This window comes from Caulobacter sp. FWC26, from assembly GCF_002742645.2.
In the GTDB taxonomy this organism is placed as follows: Bacteria; Pseudomonadota; Alphaproteobacteria; order Caulobacterales; family Caulobacteraceae; genus Caulobacter.
The window spans coordinates 112,539-137,114 of record NZ_CP033875.1; the positions used below are offsets into that span (position 1 = coordinate 112,539).

A 24,576-nucleotide genomic window follows, 5' to 3' on the forward strand; every position below is an offset into this window, starting at 1 on the left:
GCCAGATGGTTCGATTTGCGGCGGCGGTGGCCATGGCGGCGTTGCTGGTGGGCGTCTCCAGTGCGAGCGCGGCCACGCCTGCGGGACCGGACGCCGTCGGACCGGGCTACGAGTACTACCGCATCGGCGACGTGAACGCCCCGACGCCCGGCAAGACGGGCCCGCTGCTGGGCCTGTTCGGCGGCGGGGACTGGCCGATTGACGCCTTCCGGATCTTCGTCAAGCAGTCAGGCGGCGGCCACATCGTCGTGCTGCGCGCGCGCGGCGGCCGCGAACTGCAGGACGAGATCTACAACGACGTGGGCGGCGTGGTGTCTGTCGAGACCCTGGTGATCCACGACGAGGACGCCGGCGAGGATCCGAAGCTGCTGGCGATCATTGCTCGGGCCGACGGCATCTTCTTTGGCGGCGGCGACCAGAGCAACTATGTCCGCGCCTGGAAGGGCACGGCCCTGAACAAGGCCCTGGACGCCCACGTCAAGGCCGGCAAGCCGATCGGCGGCACCAGCGCGGGGTTGGCGGTGCTGGGCGGCTATGTCTACGGATGTCTGGACTCGATCAGCCTGACCTCGCCGGACGCCTTGAAGAATCCGACTGGCCCCAGCGTCACGCTGGTGCGCGATTTCCTGCACCTGCCGTACCTGTCCAAGGTCATCACGGACACCCACTTCGACAAGCGCGACCGTCAGGGGCGGCTTGTCACCTTCGTCGGACGACTGATCCAGGAAGAGAACGACACCGCCATCACCGGTCTGGGCGTGGACGAGGCCGGCGCGATGTTGATCGATGGGCAGGGGATCGGTCGCTACTACGGCCCCGGTCATGCCTGGCTGGTGCGGCCGCTGAAGAAGCCCGCGACCATCATCGCCGGCCAGCCTCTGACCTATGGGCCGTTCCCGATCGTCGGACTGGGACCGGACAGCACGCTCGATTTCAAGACCTTCCAGGTCACCAAGCCCGACTTCACGATCACCGCGCGGGTGGACAAGGGAACCCTGATCCGCAGTGATCGATAGCCCGGCCGCTCTTCAGACCAAGATGATGATGACGCTCCCAACCCTTCTCCGCCTGACTCTTCTCGCGCTCTGCGGCCTAGCCGTCTCGACGCCGACCCTGGCCGCGCCGGCGGGCGAGGCCAAATGGTCGCTCGCCGTGCATGGCGGCGCCGGGGTCCTCGAACGCGGGGAACTGACGCCCGAGAAGGACAAGGCGTTCCGCGCGGGTCTGGACGCGGCGCTCGATGCGGGCGCGCGGATCCTGAAGGCCGGCGGCTCCAGTCTGGACGCCGTCGAGGCCGCCGTTCGAGTTCTGGAGGACAACCCCCTGTTCAACGCCGGCAAGGGCGCGGTCTTCACGGCCGAGGGGCGTAACGAGTTGGATGCGGCGATCATGGACGGCGCGACCCTGAAGGCCGGCGCGGTGGCCGGCGTCACGCGCACGCGCAATCCGATCAGCCTGGCGCGCGCGGTCATGGAGAAGTCGCCTCACGTCCTGCTGGCGCGCGAAGGCGCGGACCAGTTCTCCAAAGAGATGGGCCTGGAACAGGCGCCGCCCGCGTATTTCTACACCGAGGAGCGTTGGAAACAGTTGCTGGCCTGGCGGAAGGATCACCGCGCCATGCTGGATCCCACCCACCTCTTCGGCACGGTCGGGGCGGTGGCTCTCGATCAGAAGGGCCATGTCGCAGCCGCCACCTCGACGGGCGGCATGACTGGCAAGCGCTGGGCTCGGATCGGCGACAGCCCGATCATCGGCGCGGGAACCTACGCGCGCGACGGGGTCTGCGCCGTCTCGGCCACCGGCTCGGGCGAGTACTTCATCCGGGAGAGCGCTGCGCGCCAGGTTTGCGATCGTCTGGCCTGGAAGGGCGAGACCGTTCAACAGGCCGCAGACGGCACGATGGCGGCGATTACCAAGATCGGCGGCGACGGCGGCCTGATCGCGATCGACGGTGAAGGACGCGCGGCGTTCGGCATGAACGATCTAGGCATGTATCGTGGCGCGATTTCCTCGGCGGCGCCGACGCCGCGCACGGCGATCTACGCCGACGAGCCTTCACCGCGTTGATCCGAAGCGCCGAGCAGGGGGACAGAAGGCGTGACGAAATCAGATGACCGAGCGCTGAGCGATCTGGATCGCCGTCTGCTGGCGATGCTGCGCGAGGACTCGCGCCAGCCCGTGACCAAGCTGGCCGGCGACCTCGGTCTGTCGCGCGCCAATGTCTATGCCCGGCTGAGCCGGCTGGAGGAGCTCGGGGTCATCGGCGGCTACACCGTGCGGCTTGGCGAGTCCTACGACCGACGGCTTATCCGCGCCCAGGTGATGATCAAGGCCCAGCTGAAGCACGCCAAGACCATTGAGGAGTCGCTGGCGGCCATCGCCGAGCTCTCGGCGCTTCACGCGATCAGCGGCGAGTACGACCTGATCGCGGTGGTCGAGGCCGAGACCGTCGGCGAACTCAATACGCTGATCGATCGGATCGGAGAGATCGAGGGCATCGAGCGAACGACGTCGTCGATCCTGCTGGCGACGAAAGTGCTGCGATAAGCGCTCTTGGCGGGCGTTTCTCTCGCGTGGCCCGGACAAGTCGGCGGTTTCCGGGGAGCAAGCCGGCCTAATCTGCCGTGTGAGCTTGAGCGGAGAAACAGGGTGAGCCTCCAGCGGATCCATACTGGGCCCGGATTTCTGGGCGTCGAGGCCGACGCGGGGCGTGGCGAGGCGTGGCCGCGCGCTCATGTCATGCTGCGGGTGGCGCGGCGCGACATGGCGCGAACCGAGCTTGCGCTCTCCCAGATCGACGGCGTCACCGCCCTGCATCAGATTTCGGGTGACTATGATCTGGTTGCGGTGGTCGAGGCCTCGCAAGCTGAGCGGCTGGACGCGCTGATCGCCAGAATCGAGGGGCTCAGCGGCGTCAGCGCCTCCGTGGCCTCGCGCCTGCTGCCCTCCGCCCGCCTTTCCGCCAGCCGGTCGTTCGCGGCCTGAAGATTCGCCGCGCCGACAAGCGCGCCATACGAGAGCCTGCCGTGGATTTTCCCTATCCGTGCCTGATGTTCCTCGCCGACGTCGATCGCGTCAGCGCCAAGACCGCTTTGGGCGTAGCCTATTGGCGGCCCGACGCCTGTGTCGGCCAGCTTCGGCTGGAGGGGTGCGAGGTCGATCTGGGCCTGGCCGACATGACGCCCGGTGCGGCCAAGGCCGCCGGCGCGCGCTCGCTGCTTATCGGCGTGGCCAATGCGGGCGGCTTCATTCCGCCGCACTGGGAAGCCGTCCTGATCGAGGCGCTGGACGCTGGCCTGGACCTGGTTTCGGGACTTCACACGCGCCTGGCCAGCCTGCCCCGCGTGCGCGAGGCCGCCGAGCGTCTGGGGCGACGGCTGTTCGAAGCGCGCGAGCCTGATCCGCGCTTCATCGTGGTGGGCGAGGGCGTCAAGCGCGAGGGCCAGCGCCTGCTGACGGTCGGCACCGACTGCGCCGTCGGCAAGATGTACGCGGCCCTTGCCGTCACCCGGGAACTCAAGGCGCGGGGCGTCAGCGCCGATTTCCGCGCCACCGGCCAGACCGGGATCTTCATCGCCGGCTCGGGCGCGCCGATCGACGCCATCGTCTCCGACTTCGTGGCCGGCGCGGCCGAGGTCCTCAGTCCGGCGGCTCCAGAGGATCATTGGGATATCATCGAGGGGCAGGGCTCGCTGTTCCATCCCGCCTATGCGGGGGTGTCACTGGGCCTGCTGCACGGCAGCCAGCCGGACGCCCTGATCGTCTGTCATGACGCCACCCGGGCGGCCATCGACGGGCTGGAGTCATTTCCGACCCCCAGCCTGGCTGAAGCGATCGATCTCAACCTGCGTCACGCCCGGCTGACCAATCCGGCGGCGCGGGTCGTTGGCGTCTGCGTCAACACCTCGCGTCTGTCGCCCGAGGTCGCCGCCGACTATCTGCGCGATGTCGCCGCCGAGCTGGGGATTCCGTGCTGCGATCCGGTGCGCACCGGCGTGGCGGCGATCGTCGATGTCCTGACGCCGCAAACGGCGCGGAGAGGCGCGGCCTGATGCGGCTGACCGCGCGGTCGCGGGTTCACGAGCTCATCGAACCCTTCGTCATCGCCCGCAAGGCCTATACCGAGGCCGTGGTCGTCGAGGTCGAGATCGAGGCGGACGGCGCGGTCGGGCGCGGCGAGGCGGCGGGCGTCGACTATCGCGGCGACACGCCGGACCGCATGCTGGAGCAGCTCAGCGACCTTCGTGAGCACCTGGATCGTGGCGAGGTGCTGGACCGCGTGGGCCTTACGGCCCTGCTGCCGCCTGGCGGCGCGCGGAACGCCGTGGACTGCGCCCTTTGGGACCTGGAAGCCAAGCGGTCGGGCGTGTCGGCGGCGGTCCGTGCGGGCCTGGCGCCGCTGCGCTCGATCGAGACCTTCGTCACCCTGGGCATGGACTCGCCTGCGGCGATGGGCGCCAAGGCCGGTCGGTGGGCCGAGCGCTACGGGGCGTTGAAGGTCAAGCTGGGCGACCGCCACGACATGGCGCGTCTGGAGGCGATCCGCGCGGCCGCGCCGCGCGCGCGCCTGATCGCCGACGCCAACCAGGGCTGGACCCTGGCGCAGTTGAACGATCGCGCGCCGCGCATGGCGGCGCTTGGGGTGGAGCTGCTGGAGCAGCCGCTGCCAGTCGGGCGCGACGACGAGCTCTTCGACTATCGTGGGGTCGTGCCGCTGTGCGCGGACGAGTCGTTTGATGACCGCGCGGATCTCGACCGGGTGGTGGGGCGCTACGCGTTCTGCAACATCAAGCTCGACAAGGCCGGCGGGCTGACCGAGGCGCTGGCCTTGGCCGAGGCGGCGCGCGGGCGGGGATTGCGGCTGATGGTCGGCTGCATGGAGGGCACGTCGCTGGGGATCGCGCCAGCGCTGCTGCTGGCCCAGGGTTGCGAGATTATCGACCTGGATTGCCCGATGCAGCTGGTTCGTGATGTCGACGGCGGCTTCGGCTACCAGGACGGCTGGCTGAGGCCGAACGGTCCCGATCTCTGGGGATAGGCCCTCAGGCCTCCAGGTCCTGGCTTGTGGCCAGAAGCGCCGGCAGATCAAGGTCGCCGTCGCCCTTGAGGGTCTTGGTGACCGGCAGGGTCACGTAGTCGAATGAGACGTTCAGCGTGTCGAGCATGCGCTCCATGATCGCTTGGTAGTGCTCGATGCTGAAGGCGGCGATCGTGACCAGATAGTCGACGTCGCCCAGCACCGCCTGACAGCCGATGACGTTGGGCAGACCGACGATCCCGGCCTCGAACGTCCTGGCCTTGGCGTAGGAGTAGTCGGTCAGCTTGACCTGCACGATGAAGGTCGAGAGCTTGGCCAGCCGCCCCAAGTCGACCTCGGCGTGATAGCCGCGGATGATCCTCGACTTCTCCAGCCGCTTCATCCGCTCCCAGCAGCGCGACGCCGACAGTCCGACCAGCTCGCCCATCGCGGCCTTGGTGACCCGGCCCTGGCGCTGCAGCAGGGCCAGGATCTTGATGTCGATCCGGTCGAGGTCCTTGCGCTGATCGCTCATGAGCCTTCCTTGTTACTCGCCGATCTACGCTTAGCGCGACCGGGGCGGCAAAGGTAAGCGCCCGCGCCAGCTTACGGGAAGGCTCCTCGCGTCCGGAGCCCTCGAAACGGCGGAAACCCTCGCGAACGCGCGCTAGAGTCCGACGGGTGCAACAACGGGTGGGCGCATGAGACTGTCCCTTTTCGGTTTGACCCTGGGCCTCGTTTGCCTGCTCGGGTCGAGCGCCCTGGCCTCGACGCTGATCGTCCGCGCCAAGGTGGTGGACGGGTCGGGCGCGCCGGCGCGCGCCGTCAGCGTCCGGATCGACAAGGACCGCATCGTCGCGGTCGGCAAGCTCAAGCCCAAGCCGGGCGAGGCGGTCGTCGACGCCAAGGGGTTGATCCTGGCGCCGGGCTTCATCGACGCGCACAGCCACCATGACCGGCAGGCCGAGGCGACGCCGGACATGGCGATGCTGACCGCCCAGGGCGTGACCACCATCGTGGTGGGACAGGACGGTTTTTCCGCCCTGCCGCTGAAGGCCTATTTCGACCAGCTGGCGACCGCGCCCCTGTCCGTCAATGTCGCCTCCTACACCGGCCACGGCAGCCTTCGCGCCAGGGCCATGGGCCAGGACTACAAGCGCGCGGCGACGTCGGCCGAGATGGCGGCCATGAACGCCGACCTGACCCAGGACATGCGCGCCGGTTCGCTGGGGCTGTCCACCGGCCTGGAATACGATCCCGGAATCTACGGTCCGCCAGAGGAGGTGGTGGCCCTGGCCAGAACGGCGGCCGCTGGCGGCGGGCGCTATATCAGCCACCTGCGCAGCGAGGACGTGAAGCTGGATGCGGCGATCGACGAGATCATCGCGATCGGTCGCGAAACCAAGGCGCCGGTTCAGATCTCCCACCTGAAGATCGGCATCGTCGACCGCTGGGGCGAAGCGCCCAAGATCCTCGCCAAGCTGGACGCCGCGCGCGCTCAGGGCGTCAACATCACCGCCGACGTCTATCCCTACAGCTATTGGCAGAGCAATCTGTCGGTCCTGTTGCCGGAGCGGAACTTCGAAGACCGAGCCGCCGCGCGGTTCGCCCTGACCAAGCTGACCACGCCGGATGGCCTGCGCATCGCGGTTTTCGCGCCGGATCCTTCCCTGGTGGGCAAGACCATCGCCCAGATCGCGGCCGAGCGCGGGGCCGATCCGGTCGAAACCTATCTGACCCTGACTCGCCAGTCGGAGGCCTATATGGCCGCGCATCTGGACCTCGAGCGCGCGGACGCCGTGATCGGCTCCGCCATGTCCGAGGCCGACATCGCAGCGTTCGTCGCCTGGAAGCATTCCGTGATCTGCTCGGACGGCATGACCCACGGCCTGCATCCGCGCGGGTTCGGCGCCTTCGCCAAGGTTCTGCGGCTCTATGTGCGGGAGCAGCGTCTGCTGACCCTGGAGCAGGCGGTCCACAAGATGTCCGCCCAGACGGCCGCCCAGCTCGGCATCGCCGAACGCGGAACCATCGCGCCGGGCTTTCACGCCGATCTCGTACTGTTCGATCCCGCGAAGATCGCCGACCGGTCGGACGTCGACCACCCCAACGCCCTGGCGACGGGGGTCAGCACGGTCTGGGTCAACGGCGCCGTCGTCTTCGACAACGGCGCCTCGACCACCGCGCGGCCTGGCCAGGTCGTTCGGCGCGCCGGATGGCGGTCGGACGGTTAGGCCGCTTCCGTCATCTTGAAGATGCCCTGGGCGTTGCCGCTGTCGAAGCGCAGGTCCAGCCGCTCGACGCCGTGTTCGTCGACGAACCGATCGCGGCTGATGAACTCGTGGAAAGAGCCCGGCACGATTCGGCTTTCCTCGCCCGCGTCGGTGACGAAGACGCGCTTGACCGGCTGAGCCTTGAAGGCGGTCTGGCGCACGCGGCCCGAACCGGAAATTTCGACGGCGTCCTTGATCGGCCGGCCCAGGGCCTTCTGGGCGTCCGACACCGCCTGGACGTCGGGGACGCGATCGGTGGCGTGATTGAAGGCCTGGCCCTCGGTGGCGATCCAGGCGGCCTCGGCCGATTCCGCCTTCAGCGCCTCGTAGTGCTCCAGCCGCAGCGGACCGTGGGTGCGGGCGAAGGCGGCGATCACTTCGGGAAGAGCGGCGCGCGCCTGATCCAGATCGCACGCGCCCGTGGCCGAGAAAGCCTCCAGGGCCGCCCTGGCCGCCGGGCCGAGCGGATCGGTCGATGCGTCGAACACGGCGTGGGCGATGACCTGGAAGGCCGGCGAGAAGCGTTGGACATGCAGCTCGCTGACGAAGAACTGCGGGATCGCTTCGGGCAGGTCGAGGTGAGCGTAGGCCCGGCCGGTCATCTTCAGCCGATCCAGCGGATAGACGTCCGCCACGGCGTAGCCGAGGGGCGTCAGGAGACGGGCGAAGGCCAGGTGTCCGCCGGGCAGGGCGCCCGTCGGGCCGTCGCCGAAGTCGATGGTGCGCAGAGCGCCGTGGTCGAACAGGACGCGATGGCCTGCGGCCCGTCGCTCGGTCACATAGGCCGCGCCCAGCGGCACGCGGTTCATCACGTCATGAAACAACGTCGCGTTCAGGGCCATGGCGAACACCCCACGCGAGACCGGTCCGTCGGTCTCCGAAGCCAGGACGGGCGCGATCTCCAGGACGTCCAGGATGGTGGCGGCCGCCGTCTGGCCCAGGACCGAGGCGACGAGGGTGGAAAGGTGCGACATGTCGGCGGGCCTCAGACGTCGAAGGTGACGCCCTGCGCCAGCGGCAGGGTGGTCCCATAGTTGATGGTGTTGGTGGCGCGGCGCATGTAGGCCTTCCAGCTGTCGGAGCCGGCCTCGCGGCCGCCCCCCGTTTCCTTCTCGCCGCCGAACGCGCCGCCGATCTCGGCGCCCGAGGGACCGATATTGACGTTCGCGATGCCGCAGTCGCTGCCTTCGCTCGACACGAACCGCTCGGCCTCGCGGACGTTCAGCGTGAAGATCGACGACGACAGGCCCTGGGCCACGTCGTTCTGGGCGGCGATGGCTTCGTCCAGTTCGCTGTAGCGCATGACATAGAGGATCGGCGCGAACGTCTCGTGCCGGACGATCTCGGCCTGGTGATCGATCTCGACCAGAGCCGGCGCGGCGTAGAAGGCGTCCGGTCCGGCAATGTCGACGCGGGCGCCGCCGGTGATTGCGCCGCCGGCCGCGCGAGCCTGTTCGAGCGCGTCTTGCATGGCGTCGAACGCAGCCTTGTCGACCAAAGGCCCGACCAACACGCCGCCAGCGCGCGGGTCGCCGACGGGCACGCTGGCATAGGCGGCCTTCAAGCGGGGAACGAAGGCGTCATACACGCTGTCATGCACGAACAGTCGACGCAGGGTGGTGCAGCGCTGACCGGCCGTGCCCATGGCCGCAAACGCCACGCCGCGAAGCGTCAGGTCCAGGTCCGCCGACGGCGCGACGATGGCGGCGTTGTTGCCGCCCAGCTCCAGCAGGGCGCGGGCGAAGCGGGCGGCCAGACGCGGACCGACCTGCCGCCCCATGGCGGTGGAGCCCGTGGCTGAGACCAGCGGAACCTTGGGGTGATCGACCAGGGCCTCGCCCACGGCGCGGCCGCCGATCAGCAGAGAAGACAGCCCGTCGGGGGCGTCCGGACCGAACTTGGCGCGGGCCTTCTCGAACAGGGCCTGGACGGCCAGGGCCGTCAGCGGGGTCTTTTCCGAAGGTTTCCAGACCACGGCGTCGCCACAGACGAAGGCCAGGGCCGCGTTCCACGACCACACCGCGACCGGGAAATTGAAGGCGCTGATCACGCCGACGACGCCCAGCGGGTGCCAGGTCTCCATCATTCGGTGCGACGGACGCTCGGTGGCCAGGGTCAGGCCGAACAGCTGGCGCGACAGGCCCGTGGCGTAGTCGCAGATGTCGATCATCTCCTGCACCTCGCCCAGGCCCTCGGACGTGACCTTGCCGGCTTCCAGGGTGACGAGGGCGGCCAGGTTGTCCTTGGCCGCGCGCAGTTCTTCGCCCAGCAGGCGGACCAGCTCGCCCCGGCGCGGGGCGGGGACCTTTCGCCAAGCCAGGAAGGCCTGATGGGCCGTCTCGATGACCTGCGCGGCCTCGCCGGCGCTATGCTCGCGCAGACGCGCCAGCACCTCGCCGGTGACCGGCGAGCGAGCGGCCAGGGCGCCGCCGTCCAGGGCGGCGGGGTCGACGCCCAGACGCGTCAGCAGGGCGCGGGCGTCGGCGATGGCGGAAGGCAAGGTGGTCATCGGCAGTCCTGGCTAGGCGAAAGGCGAGAAGGATCGGGCGTCAGTCGGACACTGGCCGACCCACGCCCGAACACGGCGGCGACGGAGGCGGCATAGTCCCGCGCGACGCGCGGCGTGAAGCGGTCATAAGCGTCCTGAACGGCGCGTCCAAGGCCATGCTCGCCGCTGAAGCTGGCGGAGAACCCCTCGATGGCGAGACCAAGGACCGCCTCTCGCAGGGCCACACGGTGCTCGGGGTCGGCGGGACCCACGAGGTTGAAGTGGATTCCGCCGTCGGCGATGTGGCCGAAGTCGCAAAGGACGTAGTCGGGGAAATCGGCGGCCAGCATCGCCAGGGCCTCGGTCCGGAAGCGCGCCAGGTCGCGACGGCGGAAGCTAAGGTCGAAACCCAGCACCGGCCCGCTGGCCCGCAGACCTTCCGACAGCGCATGGCGCAGCGCCCACATCCTGGCCGTCGGGCCAAACAGGGCGTCGGCCAGCGGAGCGTCGTCGCGGTCCAGCAACTGGCCGGCGATCTGCTGCAACGTATCGTCCAGGCTGGCCTCGCCGTCGCGGGGCGACCAGGACCGGGTCAGCTCCACCAGCACCGCATAGTCGGGAACGCCGCCCGAGAACGGATTGGCCAGGGACGGCACGTGGGCGATGGCCCGCTCCATCGCCGCCCGCGACATGCCCTCGAACGCGGTCAGCAGGGCGCCCGCCTCGGCCTCGAAGGCGCACAACAGCGGCAGCACCGCATCCAGATCCCGCGGGATCAGTAGGGCCGCAGCGGTCTGGCGGGGCCGGTGATGAACCTCGACGGTGACCCGGGTGATGACGCCGAACGCGCCGCAGCCGCCGACGAACAGCTGCCGCAGCGCGAGCGCGGCGTTGTCCTTGCGCAGGCCGTGCGACAAGGTAAGCACCGTGCCTTGGGCGTCAGGCAGCACCACCTCCAGCCCCAGCACGTGACGGCGCATGTCGCCATAGCGCAGGAACCGGGCGCCGCCGGTGTTGGTGGCGGCCATGCCGCCCAGGCTGGGATCGGCCCCCAGGTCGATGGGCAGGAACAGGCCGTGGGGCTCCAGCGCCGCGTTCAGGGTCGACAGGCGCACGCCGGCTCCCACCGTCACCGTGCGGTCGTCCGGGTCGATCTCCAACGGCGCGGTCAGGCGATCCAGAGACAGCACCAGCTGGTCGCCGCTGGCGTCCGGCGTCGACCCTTCGGCCAGCCCGGTATTGGCGCCCTGCGGCACGTAGGCCAGGCCCTCGCGGGCGCAGTAGCCGAGCACGGCCGACACCTCTGCAGTGGTCGCCGGTCTCACGACGGCCGCCGCCAGGCCCTTGGCATAGCGCGCGGGCGTCTCATAGGCGGCGCGATCGGCCGCCGCCGACACGAGCCCGGCGGGACCGACCAGCGCTTCGAGCGCGGTCAGGTGGCGGGCGGCCAGCACGTCAGGCGGCGAGGTCGACGGCCGACGAGGGGGCGTAGAGCCGCCCGAAACGGTTGGCCAGAACATCGGCCAGCGCCACGTCCTCCTGACGCACGAAGCCGGCGGCGGCCAGCTTGCCTTCGGCCAGCAGGTCCAGAACCGTGCAGATGCCGGCCGCCGTGGTGAGTTGGATCGCGCTGCGCGGCCGGCCGCCGATCTCGGCGCCGTAGATCTTCTGGGCGTAGGTCTCCTGCATCAGCCGCCCGCCGCGCAGGCCGCTGACGCTGACGAAGACAATGACCACGTCCTGCAAGGTGGCGGGCAGGGCGTTCTCCAGGATGTCCTTCAGGACCGAGCGCCGTTCGCGAAGGCGAAGATCGTGCAGCAGCGCCTTCATCAGGGCCGCGTGGCCGGGGTAGCGGATCGTCCGGTAAGAGAGGTTGCGGACCTTGCCGTCCAGGGTCTCGCACAGCGTGCCCAGCCCGCCGGAGGTGTTGAAGGCCTCGTACAGCACGCCGTCCAGAGCGAATTCCTCCCGGTCTTCCAGCGGCTGGGTTTCGCGGCGCACCCCGCCGACGATGGCCTCGCAAGGCTCGCAGTATTCGTTGATCAGGCCGTCGGTCGACCAGGTCAGATTGTAGTTCAGCGCGTTCGACGGAAACTTGGGCAAGGCGCCCACGCCCATGCGCACGTCATGCAGTTCGTCGAAGCGCTGGGCCAGATCATAGGCCGCGATGCCGATGAAACCGGGCGCCAGGCCGCATTGCGGCACGAAGGCGCTGCCCGCGTTCTGCGCCATCGCCTTGACCGCGCGCGTGCTCGCCACGTCTTCGGTCAGGTCAAGGTAATGGGCGCCGGCGGTCTTGGCCGCGCGGGCGATGGCCACGGTCAGGTGGAAGGGCGCGGCGCTCAGCACCGCGAACTTTCCGACCAGCAAGTGATCCAGCGCGGCCTCGTCGGTGATGTCGACCTGGACCTTGTTCACCGGCGCTGTGGTTTCCAGGCGTTCCAGCGTCTGGGCGCTGGCGTCGGCGACCGTCACGGCGTAGTCGCCGCACCCAGCCAGCATCTCGGCGATCATCGACCCGATCTTGCCGCCCCCGACAACCACGACCTCTTTCATGCGCCCCGCTCTCCCTTGAAAGACGAGGACGCATGATGCGGGCGACGCGGACGAATTATAGTGGCGAGACCGTCGAAATGATGTGAAATTTTCGGCGAAACGAAGGAATGACTTTACGAAATGACGATCGACATGGTCGACCAGAAACTGCTCGACGCCCTGCGCGAGAACGGACGGGCCTCGACCGCCGACCTGGCGCGCCGGGTGGGACGATCGCGCACGACGGTGCAGAGTCGGATCGAACGCCTGGAACGCGACGGAGTGATCGTGGGCTATGCGGTCCGGCTGGCCGCGGACCACGCGCACGGCGCCGTGCGCGCCCAGGTGATGATCAAGGTCGCGCCGAAGGAGAGCCGTGCGGTGGAGGCGGCCCTGCGCGCCATTCCCGAGGTGCGGGTTCTGCATTCGGTCAGCGGCGACTTCGACATGATCGCGGTGGCCGCCACGGCCTCGGTCGCCCGGATGGACGAGGTGATCGACAGCATCGGCCATTTGCCCGGCGTCGAGCGCACGACTTCCTCGATCATCCTGTCGACCAAGTTCGACCGGTAGGCCGCGCCCCGCCGAGGGGGCGCGGCGCATCAGGCTTGTCTCAATAGTCGGCGAGGCGGGGTCGCTCGCCGGTCTCGGTCCATTGGCGCAGAGCCCGCCATCCGGTCTGGATCTGATCGGCGGTAAACCCGCAATGGTCATAGCCCTTGCCGCCCAGGGGCAGCGGCGACTGGACGGCCGGGACCGCCATCTGCAGCAGCTTGGCGGTGTTGCCCGCCGCCGCAACGATGCGGCTCAGGCCCTCGGCTTGGGCATAGGGCACCAGCGAGTCGATGCGATTGTGGATGGTCACCAGCGGCGTCTGGAACCGGCCGGTCGCCTGACGCCAGCGGCGGGCCTCCGTGATCGCTTCGGGATCGGCGCCGAAGCGCTGGACCTTGCGATTGAACGCCTCGATCTCGGCGGGGGTCATTTCGTTGCTGCGATAGACCTTGTCCCGATTGCCATAGATCTGGCCGCCAAAGGTCGCGCGCATGTCGTCGGCGCCGAACCCCAGCGTCACGAGCGGATAGAAGAAGGCGGCCTTGTCCGGTTCGAAGCCGCCGATCGAGGCGATCTGGCGAATGATCCGCGCTTCTGGGCCGTCCGGCGCCTTTTCCGCCGCCATGAACAGGGCGACGACGGGCGCTACCAGCGTCATGACCTGCGCGCGCATGAAAGCGTCCTGATCCTGCCCCGGCGCGGCGACGATGGGCAAGGCCGAACGTGTGGCGTCCTGCACGCCGGGCAGGGCGTAGGGCGTGCCCGCGGTCAGCTGATTGTAGGCCAGACGCAGATCGGTCAGCTGGCCGATCTCCCGCTCCCAGCCGTCGGTGACGCCGCATTGGGCCAGGGCCCCTGCGAAGGCGCGCGGCTGCTGCTCGATCAGCGCCATGACAATATTGCCGCCCATGGAGGACCCGCTGACATAGATCTTCTTCGCCCCCAGGGACGCCAGGAAGTTTCGCAGCCGCGACGTGTTCGTCGCGCCGGTCTTCACGCCCATGCCGGCCTTGTCATAGGCGCTGAGGCCTGCGGCCAGGCCGTCCTGATAGGCGAAGCGCATGATCCCGCTGCCGCCGGCGCCGGCGGACAGCGGGTCTTCGGCCACGTCCACCGGCGTTCCGGGGAGGGTGTAGCCGTGCGCGAAGACCAGGGCGTCGCCCTTCCAACCGGCCGGGATGGCCACGGCGAACTGGCGGCCCTCAAGCTTGCCGCCCAGGACCATGCCCCCTCCGGGTGCGGGGTGGGACGTGCTGTCGGTGACGCCGAGCGCCCGCGCCCTCTGCAGCAGGGCGGCCTGTTCGGGCGAGGGCTCGAAGGCCGAGGCCTTTTCCTGCGCACGAGAGGCCAATGGCGTCACCGCCAGGACCGCGCCCAGCGCGACGGCGCAGGTCAGGCTTCCCCAGCCGGAAAGGGTTTTGTGCATGATGGTCTCCCCCACGATGTTTTTCCTTATGATCTGGTGAGTTCGCGCCAGGCGAGTTCCGCGATGGCGGCGTCCTGAGCGCCCAGGCCTGTCAGGTCGGCGATCGCCGTCGCCTCGGGCGGGAGCTTGGGCGGGTCGCCCGCGCCCAACACCTCGCCGATCTCGACCATCCGGGGCGCTGGCGTCACATGGGCGCTGTCGCCGCAGGCGGCGCATTGCGCCCGAGAATCCACGAGCAAGAGGTCGACCGCGCCGACGAGTTCCGGCGCGAGCTCGCGTTTGCCGGCGGAGTCCGCGCCGACGGCGATGATCCGAAGCCCCGGCCTCAGGACCTCCAGCCCCAGAAGCGGGGATCGCGCCGGCGTCGTGGTGACGATCAGGTCGGCGTCCCGGCACAGGACCGCCAAGTCATCGACGGCCGTGGCCGCGACGCCCTCCGTCGACAGCGTTTGGGCCAGGGCGGCTGCTTTCTGCGCGTCGCGGGCCCAGATCGCGACGGCTTCGACGCCAAGCGCGCGGGCGATCCAGCGCGCCTGCAAAGCGGCCTGGGTTCCGGCGCCGACGACGCCGAGACGGCGGGGATGGCTCGGCGCGATCAGCTTGGCGGCGATGGCGCCGGCGATGGCGGTTCTGAGATCCGTCAGCGCGCCTTCATCGGACAGGACGCCGAGGGGAACGCCGGTATGACCGTCGAACACGACCATCAGGCCGGTGCTCCACGGCAGGTTCCGGCGAGGATTGTCGTAAAAGCTGCTGGCGACCTTGACCGCGAACAGGGGCCTGCCATCGACGTGCGCGCCTTTGACATGGACATCGCCGGGCGGCTGGTCGAACCGCAGATGGCCGGTGGCGATCGCCTGGACCTTGCCGCTGGAATGATCCTGGAACGCCCAGCTGATGGCCGCGATCGCCTGATCGGGGTCGATGGCCGATAGGATGGCGTCCTTGCCGAACCACTTCACGCTGGAGCGGAGTCCTGTCGGAGGGCGCTGAGCTCGTTGTAGATCGTGGCGCGGCTGACACCGAGGATCCGGGCGACATAGGCGGGCGCGCGGCGCGCCTCGAAGGCGCCCATGGCCTGCAGGCCTTCGATGAGCTCGCGTCGGCTGGCGCGGTCGATGTCCGAGATACGCAGCTTCCGATCGGCGCACCATTGGGTCACGAAGCCATTGATCCGTTCGTGCCAGTCGTGGACGAACAGCGCGCGCACGTTCTCGTCTCGCGGCGGCGATCCGAGAAAGCCGTCCAGGGCGCGTCGGACCTGGTCGAAGGCGGAGACGTCGATGTTGATGCATAAGAGGCCGATCGCCGTGTCGCCTTCCCGCAGGACGATCGAGATCGACTTCATGCGCCGGCCGTCCCAATTGGTCTTCTCGTAAGGCCCGATCAGGTGCTGATCGGCGCCGAACCGCACGTCGTCCAGTTGAGAGGGGTCTCCGGGCGCGCGGCGAGACATGGGATTGGCGATGTGGGCCACCGACTCGCTGGCCAGGTCGTGCACGACCACCTCGACGAAGGGGGCGAACAGCGCCGCGATGCCCTGCGCCACTGCGAAATGCGGCTCCAGCGAGGGCGTCCAGGCCTGATGGTCGGGAAGGTCTTGCATGGCGCTCGCTGGAGATTTGACGATTTGTCTAATTTAGAACTAGCATGGCGAGGCTTGGGGCGCAACGGGCGCGCCGGCGCGAAGATGGGATCGACCGTGACAAACGCCCGCCCGCCGTTGGCCAAGACCGGCGATCCATCTCGGCTGGCGAGGATGGCGGACGACGCGCGCGAGGCTGAACGTCGGCTGCGCGCCCGAACGCCGCCGAGTCCTCTCGTGCACAGCCGCGCCCTGTCGCGCGTCTATGGCTGCGAGGTTTTCCTCAAGTGCGAGCACCTGCTGCCGACGGGCTCGTTCAAGTTCCGGGGCGCGTTCAACAAGCTGTCACGCCTGCCCCCCGAGAGTCGAGCGCGGGGCGTGATCGCGGCGTCGACCGGCAATCACGGCCTGGCCGTGGCGACGGCGGGCCGGGAGATGCGGATTCCGGTGACGGTGCATGCGCCCAGGCTCGCCTCTCGCGCCAAGCTGGACGCCATGGTCGATCAAGGCGCCGAGGTCGTCCTGCACGCGGGCGAACCGCTGGTCGCCGAGCAGGCGGCCCGAGCGGCGGCCACGCACGAGGGCCGACCCTATGTTTCGCCCTACAACGATCTCGAGGTGATCGCGGGCCAGGGCTCGCTAGGGGTGGAGTTGGCCCATCAAGGCGAACGTCTCGACGCGGTGGTCGTGTCCGTGGGCGGCGGCGGTCTTCTCGCGGGGGTCGGGGCGGCCTTGAAGGCCATGCGGCCGGAGACTCAGCTGGTCGGCGCCTGGCCGGTCAACGCGCCCAGCCTGTTGCGAGCGATCGAGCACGGTCGGGCGGTCAGCGTCGAGGAGTCGCCCACCCTGTCTGACGCCACCGCAGGCGGCGTTGAGCCCGGCGCGGTGACCATAGATCTGGCGTCCGACTTAGCGCCCCTGTGCGTGGAGGTGGAGGAAGCCAGGATCGCCGCCGCCATGCGCCGACTGGCCGAACACGAGCATTGGATGGTGGAGGGGGCGGCGGGCCTGGCCCTGGCGGGACTGGAGGCCTGCGCGGACCGGTTCGCCGGCGGCAGCGTCGCGGTCGTGCTCTGCGGCCGGAACATCACTCTGGAGCGTTTTCTCGGCGCGATGAGCCACCCAGACTTATGAGGCGAAAAGGCTGAAGAGACGAAAAAGGCCCGGTGTTTCCACCGGGCCTTCCGTCGTTCTGGGCGAAGGCTTGGCTTACGCCGCGGCCTTGGCCTTGGCGCCGAAGCGGCCGTAGAAGGTCTCGCCCTTCTCGGCCATCTCGCGCAGCAGGGCCGGCGGCGCGAACCGCTTGCCGTACTTCTGGGCGAGGCCGTCGCAGGTTTCGACGAAGGCCTTGGCGCCGACGGCGTCGATCAGGCTGATCGGACCGCCGGTCCAGGGCGCGAAGCCCCAGCCCAGGATCGCGCCGACATCGGCTTCGCGCGGATCGGTGATCACACCTTCCTCGAAGCAACGCGCGGCCTCAACGGCCTGGCGGTACAGCAGGCGGGTGCGGATCTCCTGGATCAGCGCCTGGTCGGCTTCGGCGATCGTCACCGGGGCCAGGTCCGACAGGCCCTTCCACAGAGTCTTGGGGCCGTTTTCCGGATAGTCGTAGAAGCCCTTGCCGTTCTTGCGGCCGAAGCGCTGCAGCTCGACGACCATCTTTTCGATGATCGGGGCGAACGGACGGTCCTCGAACTTGTCGCCGAGGTCCTTCTTGGTCTGCTGGGTGACCTTGTAGCCAAGGTCCAGAGCGACGTCGTCGTTCATCTCCAGCGGACCGCGCGGCATGCCCGTGGCGCGGCCGACATTGTCGATGATCGCCGGGGCGATGCCATCGGCCAGCATCTCGAGGCCTTCCTGCACGAAGGTGCCGAAACAGCGGCTGGTGTAGAAGCCGCGGCTGTCGTTGACGACGATCGGGGTCTTCTTGATCTTCAGGACGTAGTCGATCGACTTGGCCAGGGCTTCCTGGCTGGTCTCCTCGCCCATGATGATCTCGACGAGGCCCATCTTGTCGACCGGCGAGAAGAAGTGGATGCCGATGAAGTTCTTCGGACGCACGCTGGCCTTCGACAGGCCGGTGATCGGCAGGGTCGAGGTGTTGGAGCCGAAGATGGCGTCCTCGGCCAGCTGGGCCTCGGCCTTCTGGGTGACGTCGGCCTTGATCTCGCGGTTCTCGAACACCGCCTCGATGACGAGGTCGCTGCCCTTGACGTGCGCGTAGTCGGTGGTCGGGGTGATCAGGGCCAGGACCGCGTCGGCCTTGTCCTGAGTCATCTTGCCGCGCGAGACCGCCTTCTTCAGCAGGTTCTCGGCATAGGCCTTGCCCTTCTCGGCGGCTTCTTGGCTCTGGTCGATCAGCACGGTCTCGATGCCGGCCATGGCTTGGACATAGGCGATGCCCGCGCCCATCATGCCCGCGCCCAGCACGGCGACCTTCTTGGCTTCCGACGGCGGGACATTGGCCGGACGGCCCGAACCCTTGCCCAGCTCCTGCAGGGACAGGAACAGCGTGCGGATCATGCCCTTGGCCTGGGGCGACATCATCGTCTTCAGGAAGTAGCGGGTCTCGATGCGGATGGCCGCGTCGAACGGAACCTGCGTGCCTTCATAGACGGCCTTCAGGATGTTCAGCTGGGCCGGGTAGTTGCCATAGGTCTGCTTACGCAGCATGGCGTTGCCCATGATAAACACCTGGCCGCCGGTCGGGGTGTAGGGGCCGCCGCCGGGCAGCTTGAAGTCCTTCTTGTCCCACGGCGCGACGGGGTCGCCCTTGGTCTTGACCCAGGTCTTGGCGGCTTCGACGACCTGGTCGGCGGGCACGACTTCATGCACGACCTTGTTGGCCAGGGCCTCGGCCGGCTTCATCGACTTACCTTCCAGCAGGTACGGCGCAGCGGCCATCACGCCCATCAGGCGCGGCAGGCGCTGGGTGCCGCCGGCGCCCGGCAGCAGGCCGACCTTGGCTTCCGGCAGGGCCAGTTGGATCTTCGGGTTGTCGGCGACCACGCGATAGTGGCAGGCCAGGGCGATCTCGAGACCGCCGCCCATGGCCAGGCCGTTGATCGCGGCGGCCACCGGCTTGCCGCAGGTTTCCAGGGCGCGGAAGGCCTTGTTGAGCGCGAAGCCGGCGTCATAGGCGGCCTTCAGGCCAGCCTCACCGCCAGCGCCGCCGCCCAGACCGCCGTTGCCGCCCAGTTCGCCCAGGTCGGCGCCGGCGCAGAAGCCCGTCGTCTTGCCCGAGGTGATCACGACGCCCTTGATCTCGGCGTCGGACTTGATGCGCTCGACGATCTCGCCGATTTCCTTGATGACCGAAGCGGTCAGGGTGTTCATCGAACGGCCGGGCACGTCGAAGGTGACGAGGGCCACGCCGTCGGAATCGACCTCGATCTTGAAGTTTTCCATGTGACTAGTTCCTGATCGAGAAGGTTAGACGCGTTCGATGACCGTGGCGGTGCCCATGCCGGCGCCGACGCACAGGGTGATCAGGGCGGTTTCCTTGTCCGAGCGCTCCAGCTCGTCGAGGACGGTGCCCAGGATCATTGCGCCGGTGGCGCCCAGCGGGTGGCCCATGGCGATGGAGCCGCCGTTCACGTTCATCTTGTCGTGCGGGATATCCAGCGCCTGCATCATGCGCAGCACGACCGAGGCGAAGGCTTCGTTCAGTTCGTAGAGGTCGATGTCCTTGACCGCCATGCCCAGCTTCTTGAGCAGCTTTTCGCTGACCAGGGCCGGACCGGTGAGCATGATCGAGGGCTCAGAGCCGATCGAGGCGGCGCCCTTGATCTTGGCGCGGGCCTTCAGGCCGAGGGCCTCGCCCATCTCCTTGGTGCCGATCAGCACGCCGGCGGCGCCGTCGACGATGCCCGAGCTGTTGCCAGCGTGGTGCACGTGGTTGACGCGCTCGACCTGCGGATAGCGCTGGGTGACGACGGCGTCGAAGGCCATCTCGCCCATGCCCGTGAACGAGGGGTTCAGCGAGGCCAGGGTCTGCATGGTGGTCGAGCCGCGCACGGTCTCGTCATGGTCCAGCAGAGTCAGGCCCAGCTGGTCCTTCACAGGGATCACCGACTTCTTGAAGCGGCCGTCGGCCCAGGCGGCCGCCGCCCGCTTCTGGCTCTCGACGGCGTAGGCGTCGACGTCGTCGCGGCTGAAACCGTACAGGGTGGCGATCAGGTCGGCCGACACGCCCTGCGGGGCGAAATAGGTCTTGAAGGCCGAGGAGGGGTCGGTCGGCCAGGCGCCGCCGTCGCTGCCCATCGGCACGCGGCTCATGCTCTCGACGCCGCCGCCGATCGCCAGACCCGCTTCGCCCGACGCGACCTTGGCCGCAGCCATGTTCACCGCTTCCAGGCCCGAGGCGCAGAAGCGGTTGATCTGCACGCCGGCCACGCTCTCGGCGTAGTCGGCGGTCAGCACGGCGGTGCGGGCGATGTCGCTGCCTTGCTCGCCGACCGGCGAGACGCAGCCCAGGACGACGTCGTCGACCTTGCTGGTGTCCAGGCCGTTGCGGTCGCGCAGGGCTTCCAGCACCTGGGTGGCCAGCGACAGGGCGGTGGTCTCGTGCAGCGAGCCGTCCTTCTTGCCCTTGCCGCGCGGCGTGCGCACGGCGTCGAAGATGTAAGCGTCAGCCATGGAATGGCTCCTTCCTGCGAAGCGTTGTTCGTGTCTTTTCCAGGCGACCGGAGGACCCGGCGCCTTAGGGTTTCCAGTTGCCGATCGGGTACTTGCCGATCGGCTCGCACTTCAGGCCGCTGGCCGAGGCCTTGGCCCGGTAATAGAGGCGCGACCCGAACTCGGGCGGCGGCAGCGTGCAGGGCGTGAAGCCCGAGGTGGTCACTTCCAGCCGCCATTCGGCGATCTTGGAGCGCAGCAGGACGTTGCAGACGTCCTTGCCCGGCGGCTGCAGCGGCAGCTTGAACGCGCCGGGCTGGGGCCGCTTGCCGACCAGTTCGCCCGAGAAGGTCAGCGGGCGCGGACCCTGCACCGCGCGGACGCAGACGACGGCCGAGCGGGCGTCGTTGGCGGCGGGCGGTTCGGCTGCGGCGACGCCGGCCAGCAGTCCGGCCAACAGCGTTACGATCATAGCGTCCTCGCGATCAGGAGTTTCATGATCTCGTTGGTGCCGCCGTAGATGCGCTGGATGCGGCTGTCCTTGTACATGCGCGCGATCGGGTACTCGTTCATGAAGCCGTAGCCGCCGAACAGCTGCAAGCAGCGATCGACGATCTTGTTCTCCAGATCGCTGACCCAGTACTTGGCCATCGAGGCGGTGGCGGCGTCGAGCTTGCCCTCCAGATGCTGGCCGATGCAGTGGTTGACGAAGACCTTGGCGACGGTCGCCTCGGTCTTGCACTCGGCCAGGACGAACTGGGTGTTCTGGAAATCGATGATCGCCTTGCCGAAGGCCTTGCGGTCCTTGACGTAGGCGATGGTCAGTTCCAGCGCCCGCTCGATCGTGGCCATGCCCTGCACGGCGATGTTCAGGCGCTCCTGCGGCAACTGGCTCATCAGCTGGAAGAAGCCCTGGCCCTCGTCGGTCCCGAGCAGGTTCTCAGTCGGAACCTTCACCTCGTTGAAGAACAGTTCCGAGGTGTCCTGGGCCTCCTGGCCCAGCTTGTCGAGGTTGCGGCCGCGCTCGAAGCCCTCAGCGCCGTCGGTCTCGACGAAGATCAAGCTGGTGCCGCGCGCGCCGCCCGCCGGATCGGTCTTGGCGACCACGCAGATCAGGTTGGCGGTCTGGCCGTTGGTGATGAAGGTCTTGGAGCCGTTGATGACGTACTGGTTGCCGACCTTCTTGGCGGTCGTCTTGATGCCCTGCAGGTCGGAGCCTGCGCCAGGCTCGGTCATGGCGATGGCCGAGACCAGCTCGCCCGTGGCCATGCGCGGCAGCCAGCGCTGCTTCTGCTCCTCCGTGCCGTAGTGAAAGATGTACGGCATGACGATGGCGTTGTGCAGGCTGGCGCCGAAGCCGTCGACGCCCTTCTTGCCCAGCTGCTCCATCAGCACGACCTCGTGCCGGTAGTCGCCGCCGGCCCCGCCGTACTGCTCGGGCGTGGAGAGGCCGAGCAAGCCGGCCTCCCCCGCCTTGGTCCACATGTCGCGGTCGACGCAATGGTTCTTGCGCCACTTGGCGACGGTCTCTTCAGGCGCGTGCTCGTCGAAGAACTTGCCGACCGCGTCCTCGAAGATCGCGATGTCTTCCTCGGCCATGAAGGCCGGTTTTTCCACGTTGAGCACGCTCATGATCAGAAAGCCTCCGCAGGCAGCGCCATCAGGGTCGCCGAACCGGTCTTCAGCTTGGCCAGATGCGACGCTGCGTCAGGCAAGATGCGTTCGATGAAATAGCGACCGGTCGTCAGCTTGGTCGAATAGAACGGGTCGGACGAACCGGCCGCGATCTTGGCGTTGGCGGCCTTGGCCATCAGCGCCCACATGTAGGCCAGGCCCGTCAGGCCGAAGAGATGCATGTAGTCGGTCGAGGCCGCGCCGGCGTTGTCGGGGTTCTGCAGGCCGTTCTGCATCAGCCACATGGTGCCGTCCTGCAGTTGGGCCTTCACCCCGCCCAGCGCTTCGATGAACGGCTTCAGCGCCTCGTCGGTGTCGTTCTCGCCGATGAACTGGTCGATTTCCTGGAAGAAGGTCATGACCGCGCGGCCGCCCTTGGCGGCCAGCTTGCGGCCCACCAGATCCAGGGCCTGCACGCCGTTGGTGCCCTCGTAGATCAGGGCGATGCGGCAGTCGCGCATGAACTGGCTGACCGGGAAGTGTTCGGTGAAGCCGCTGCCGCCATGCACCTGCACGGCGTTCGAGCAGACCTGGAAGCCCTTGTCGGTCAGGTAGCCTTTCAGCACCGGCGTCATCAGGCCCATGTAGTCGGACGACTTCTCGCGCACCGCCGGGTCGGGGTGGACGTGCGACAGGTCGCCGTGCAGGGCGGTCCAGAACAGGAAGGCGCGGCCGCCTTCGATCAGGGCCTTGCTCTCCAGCAGCATGCGACGCACGTCCGGATGGACGATGATCGGGTCGGCCGGGCCTTCGGCGTTCTTCGGGCCGGTCAGCGAGCGGCCTTGCAGGCGGTCCTTGGCGAAGGCGACGGCGGCCTGATAGGCCGCTTCGCCCTGGGCCACGCCCTGCATGCCGACGCCCAGGCGCGCCTCGTTCATCATGACGAACATGATCTTGAGGCCCGAGTTCTCCTCGCCGATCAGATAGCCGGTGGCGTCGTCATACTGCATCACGCAGGTGGCGTTGCCGTGGATGCCCATCTTCTCTTCGAGGCCCACGCACTTGGCGCCTTCGTTGCGCGGACCCACCGAGCCGTCGGCGTTGGGGATGAACTTCGGCACGATGAACAGACTGATGCCCTTCACGCCGGCCGGCGCGCCCTCGATGCGGGCCAGCACCAGGTGGACGATGTTGTCGGCCATGTCGTGCTCGCCGGCCGAGATCCAGATTTTCTGGCCGGTGATCTTGTAGCTGCCGTCGGCCTGCGGGACCGCCTTGGTGCGCAGCAGGCCAAGGTCGGTGCCGCAGTGCGGTTCGGTCAGGTTCATGGTGCCGGTCCATTCGCCGGACACCATCTTGGGCAGGTAGGTCTGCTTCTGCTCGTCAGAACCGCCCGTGTGGATGGCCGAATAGGCGCCGTGGGCCAGGCCCGGATACATCGAGAAGGCCATGTTGGCCGAGCTCGACATCTCGCTGAACGCCAGGTTCACGACGTGCGGCAGGCCTTGGCCGCCATAGGCCGGGTCCGAACCGATCGCGGTCCAGCCGCCTTCGCACAGCTGCTTGTAGGCGTCCTTGAAGCCCGGCGGCGTGGTGACGGTGTTGGTGACCGGATCCAGCTTGCAGCCCGTCTTGTCGCCGACCGTGTTCAGCGGCGCCAGGACCCCGCCCGTGAACTGGGCGGCGGCCTCGAGGATCTGCTCGACCACCTCGAACGGCGCGTCGGAGAAGCCCGGCAGGTCGCCGTGCTGGTCGATATTGAGCACGTCGCGCAGAATGAAGGCGTGATCGCGAACGGGCGGCTGATAGGTCATGGAACGGTCCTGGCTAGGATCGGGAGGAGGAAGAATGGGTCGCCGCCGCGCGCGTCCTGTCGACGGCGTCGGCGGCGGGTAAGGACCCTACTTGCCCAGCATGGCGTCGGCGTGGCCGTCGAGGCGGGCGCGCAGCACCTGCTCGTAGTCGGCCGCGCGGGGCAGCAGGTCGGGGCGGATCTCGGCGAGACGGCGCTCGAGGCGGTTGCAGGCCTCGCGCAGCTCGATCAGGGCGTTGTCGATGTCATCGCGTTGTTGCTCCAGCGCCGTGGCGCGTTCGCGGAACTTCTTCAGCGAGCGGGCCATCTGCGCCGCGCCCTCGTCGTTCTCGTCGTAGAGATCGAGCAGTTCGCGGATCTCGGTCAGCGACAGGCCCACGCGCTTGCCGCGCAGGATCAACTGCAGGCGGACGCGGTCCTTGTGGGAATAGACGCGGTTCAGGCCTTCACGGGCGGGGTTCAGCAGCCCCTTGTCCTCGTAGAAGCGCAGGGCGCGGGGCGTGGCTTTGAATTCGTTGCACAGCTGGCGGATCGTGAAGGTCCGCTCGGGGCGTCGCAGGTCGGCCATGGATGGAAACCTCCCAAGGAAGAGGGCCTGGCTACCGCGGCCGGGCCGCTTTGTTATCGTTGATCACCCTAAACCCGATCCCGTG

The 24,576-nt window shown here is 68.3% G+C and carries 23 protein-coding genes; 9 read left to right on the forward strand and 14 right to left on the reverse strand.

Annotation, left to right across the window (positions count from 1 at the left end):
- The first annotated feature begins 5 nt into the window (after positions 1-5).
- The 6 genes from CSW63_RS02130 (at position 6) to CSW63_RS02155 (ending at position 5,038) form a co-directional block, all read left to right on the forward strand.
- Positions 6-1,016 carry a cyanophycinase gene (locus CSW63_RS02130; RefSeq protein WP_062099447.1) on the forward strand — a complete coding sequence of 337 codons (1,011 nt, stop codon included), beginning with the start codon at positions 6-8 and terminating at the stop codon, positions 1,014-1,016.
- Positions 1,017-1,044: 28 nt separating this feature from the next.
- Entirely contained in the window at positions 1,045-2,067 is a 1,023-nt protein-coding gene (locus tag CSW63_RS02135) for an isoaspartyl peptidase/L-asparaginase family protein (protein WP_062099464.1), read from the forward strand.
- A gap of 30 nt (positions 2,068-2,097) precedes the next feature.
- Positions 2,098-2,547: an Lrp/AsnC family transcriptional regulator gene (locus CSW63_RS02140; RefSeq protein WP_082749734.1), complete on the forward strand. Its 450-nt coding sequence runs from the start codon at positions 2,098-2,100 to the stop codon at positions 2,545-2,547.
- Between the two features lie 102 nt (positions 2,548-2,649).
- Positions 2,650-2,985: an Lrp/AsnC ligand binding domain-containing protein gene (locus tag CSW63_RS02145; protein ID WP_062099446.1), complete on the forward strand. Its 336-nt coding sequence runs from the start codon at positions 2,650-2,652 to the stop codon at positions 2,983-2,985.
- Between the two features lie 41 nt (positions 2,986-3,026).
- Positions 3,027-4,052, forward strand: a complete 1,026-nt coding sequence (locus tag CSW63_RS02150; protein ID WP_099502908.1) for a DUF1611 domain-containing protein — start codon at positions 3,027-3,029, stop codon at positions 4,050-4,052.
- A complete protein-coding gene (locus CSW63_RS02155; protein ID WP_062099445.1) occupies positions 4,052-5,038 on the forward strand; it encodes a dipeptide epimerase in 987 nt (328 codons plus the stop codon). Before CSW63_RS02150 ends, CSW63_RS02155 begins: the two co-directional genes overlap by 1 nt.
- A 4-nt stretch (positions 5,039-5,042) precedes the next feature.
- On the opposite strand, the gene CSW63_RS02160 is transcribed toward CSW63_RS02155, so the two are convergent.
- Positions 5,043-5,552: an Lrp/AsnC family transcriptional regulator gene (locus CSW63_RS02160; protein ID WP_062099444.1), complete on the reverse strand. Its 510-nt coding sequence runs from the start codon at positions 5,550-5,552 to the stop codon at positions 5,043-5,045.
- A gap of 166 nt (positions 5,553-5,718) precedes the next feature.
- Between CSW63_RS02160 and CSW63_RS02165 the strand changes: the two genes are divergently transcribed.
- On the forward strand, positions 5,719-7,251 hold the full coding sequence (locus CSW63_RS02165; protein WP_062099443.1) for an amidohydrolase family protein: 1,533 nt from the start codon (positions 5,719-5,721) through the stop codon (positions 7,249-7,251).
- On the opposite strand, the gene CSW63_RS02170 is transcribed toward CSW63_RS02165, so the two are convergent.
- The 4 genes from CSW63_RS02170 to CSW63_RS02185 are packed head-to-tail and all read right to left on the reverse strand — an operon-like array spanning position 7,248 to position 12,334.
- Entirely contained in the window at positions 7,248-8,264 is a 1,017-nt protein-coding gene (locus CSW63_RS02170; RefSeq protein WP_062099442.1) for a 2-oxoadipate dioxygenase/decarboxylase family protein, read from the reverse strand. The genes CSW63_RS02165 and CSW63_RS02170 overlap by 4 nt on opposite strands.
- 11 nt (positions 8,265-8,275) lie before the next feature.
- Positions 8,276-9,799 carry an aldehyde dehydrogenase family protein gene (locus tag CSW63_RS02175; RefSeq protein WP_062099441.1) on the reverse strand — a complete coding sequence of 508 codons (1,524 nt, stop codon included), beginning with the start codon at positions 9,797-9,799 and terminating at the stop codon, positions 8,276-8,278.
- Positions 9,796-11,298, reverse strand: coding sequence for an FAD-binding oxidoreductase (locus CSW63_RS02180; RefSeq protein WP_099502906.1), 1,503 nt, complete (start codon positions 11,296-11,298; stop codon positions 9,796-9,798). Before CSW63_RS02180 ends, CSW63_RS02175 begins: the two co-directional genes overlap by 4 nt.
- A complete protein-coding gene (locus tag CSW63_RS02185; RefSeq protein WP_062099440.1) occupies positions 11,234-12,334 on the reverse strand; it encodes a saccharopine dehydrogenase family protein in 1,101 nt (366 codons plus the stop codon). Before CSW63_RS02185 ends, CSW63_RS02180 begins: the two co-directional genes overlap by 65 nt.
- Before the next feature lie 120 nt (positions 12,335-12,454).
- On the opposite strand from CSW63_RS02185, the gene CSW63_RS02190 reads away from it, so the two are divergent.
- Positions 12,455-12,886 carry an Lrp/AsnC family transcriptional regulator gene (locus CSW63_RS02190; RefSeq protein ID WP_062099439.1) on the forward strand — a complete coding sequence of 144 codons (432 nt, stop codon included), beginning with the start codon at positions 12,455-12,457 and terminating at the stop codon, positions 12,884-12,886.
- A 40-nt stretch (positions 12,887-12,926) separates the two neighbouring features.
- Here the strand turns inward: CSW63_RS02190 and CSW63_RS02195 are convergent, their stop codons facing one another.
- The 3 genes from CSW63_RS02195 to CSW63_RS02205 are packed head-to-tail and all read right to left on the reverse strand — an operon-like array spanning position 12,927 to position 15,900.
- Entirely contained in the window at positions 12,927-14,294 is a 1,368-nt protein-coding gene (locus CSW63_RS02195; protein ID WP_062099438.1) for an alpha/beta fold hydrolase, read from the reverse strand.
- 26 nt (positions 14,295-14,320) lie between these two features.
- On the reverse strand, positions 14,321-15,256 hold the full coding sequence (locus CSW63_RS02200; RefSeq protein WP_099502904.1) for an ornithine cyclodeaminase: 936 nt from the start codon (positions 15,254-15,256) through the stop codon (positions 14,321-14,323).
- A complete protein-coding gene (locus CSW63_RS02205; RefSeq protein ID WP_062099436.1) occupies positions 15,253-15,900 on the reverse strand; it encodes a transcriptional regulator in 648 nt (215 codons plus the stop codon). The genes CSW63_RS02200 and CSW63_RS02205 overlap by 4 nt, the downstream gene beginning before the upstream one ends.
- A 96-nt stretch (positions 15,901-15,996) precedes the next feature.
- Between CSW63_RS02205 and CSW63_RS02210 the strand changes: the two genes are divergently transcribed.
- Entirely contained in the window at positions 15,997-17,013 is a 1,017-nt protein-coding gene (locus CSW63_RS02210) for a threonine/serine dehydratase (RefSeq protein WP_197425307.1), read from the forward strand.
- Between the two features lie 75 nt (positions 17,014-17,088).
- Here the strand turns inward: CSW63_RS02210 and CSW63_RS02215 are convergent, their stop codons facing one another.
- From CSW63_RS02215 to CSW63_RS02240, 6 genes are all read right to left on the reverse strand, one after another.
- The gene (locus CSW63_RS02215) at positions 17,089-19,287 is read right to left on the reverse strand and encodes a 3-hydroxyacyl-CoA dehydrogenase NAD-binding domain-containing protein (RefSeq protein WP_062099435.1); all 2,199 of its coding nucleotides are present in this window, start codon (positions 19,285-19,287) and stop codon (positions 17,089-17,091) included.
- A gap of 24 nt (positions 19,288-19,311) precedes the next feature.
- Positions 19,312-20,517 carry an acetyl-CoA C-acetyltransferase gene (locus CSW63_RS02220; RefSeq protein WP_062099434.1) on the reverse strand — a complete coding sequence of 402 codons (1,206 nt, stop codon included), beginning with the start codon at positions 20,515-20,517 and terminating at the stop codon, positions 19,312-19,314.
- Positions 20,518-20,581: 64 nt separating this feature from the next.
- Positions 20,582-20,968: a hypothetical protein gene (locus tag CSW63_RS02225; RefSeq protein ID WP_062099433.1), complete on the reverse strand. Its 387-nt coding sequence runs from the start codon at positions 20,966-20,968 to the stop codon at positions 20,582-20,584.
- Positions 20,965-22,128, reverse strand: coding sequence for an acyl-CoA dehydrogenase family protein (locus tag CSW63_RS02230; RefSeq protein ID WP_062099432.1), 1,164 nt, complete (start codon positions 22,126-22,128; stop codon positions 20,965-20,967). Before CSW63_RS02230 ends, CSW63_RS02225 begins: the two co-directional genes overlap by 4 nt.
- A gap of 2 nt (positions 22,129-22,130) precedes the next feature.
- On the reverse strand, positions 22,131-23,924 hold the full coding sequence (locus CSW63_RS02235) for an acyl-CoA dehydrogenase C-terminal domain-containing protein (RefSeq protein WP_062099431.1): 1,794 nt from the start codon (positions 23,922-23,924) through the stop codon (positions 22,131-22,133).
- An 87-nt stretch (positions 23,925-24,011) separates the two neighbouring features.
- Complete coding sequence (locus CSW63_RS02240; RefSeq protein WP_062099430.1) at positions 24,012-24,491, reverse strand: MerR family DNA-binding transcriptional regulator; 480 nt, start codon at positions 24,489-24,491, stop codon at positions 24,012-24,014.
- Positions 24,492-24,576: the final 85 nt, after the last annotated feature.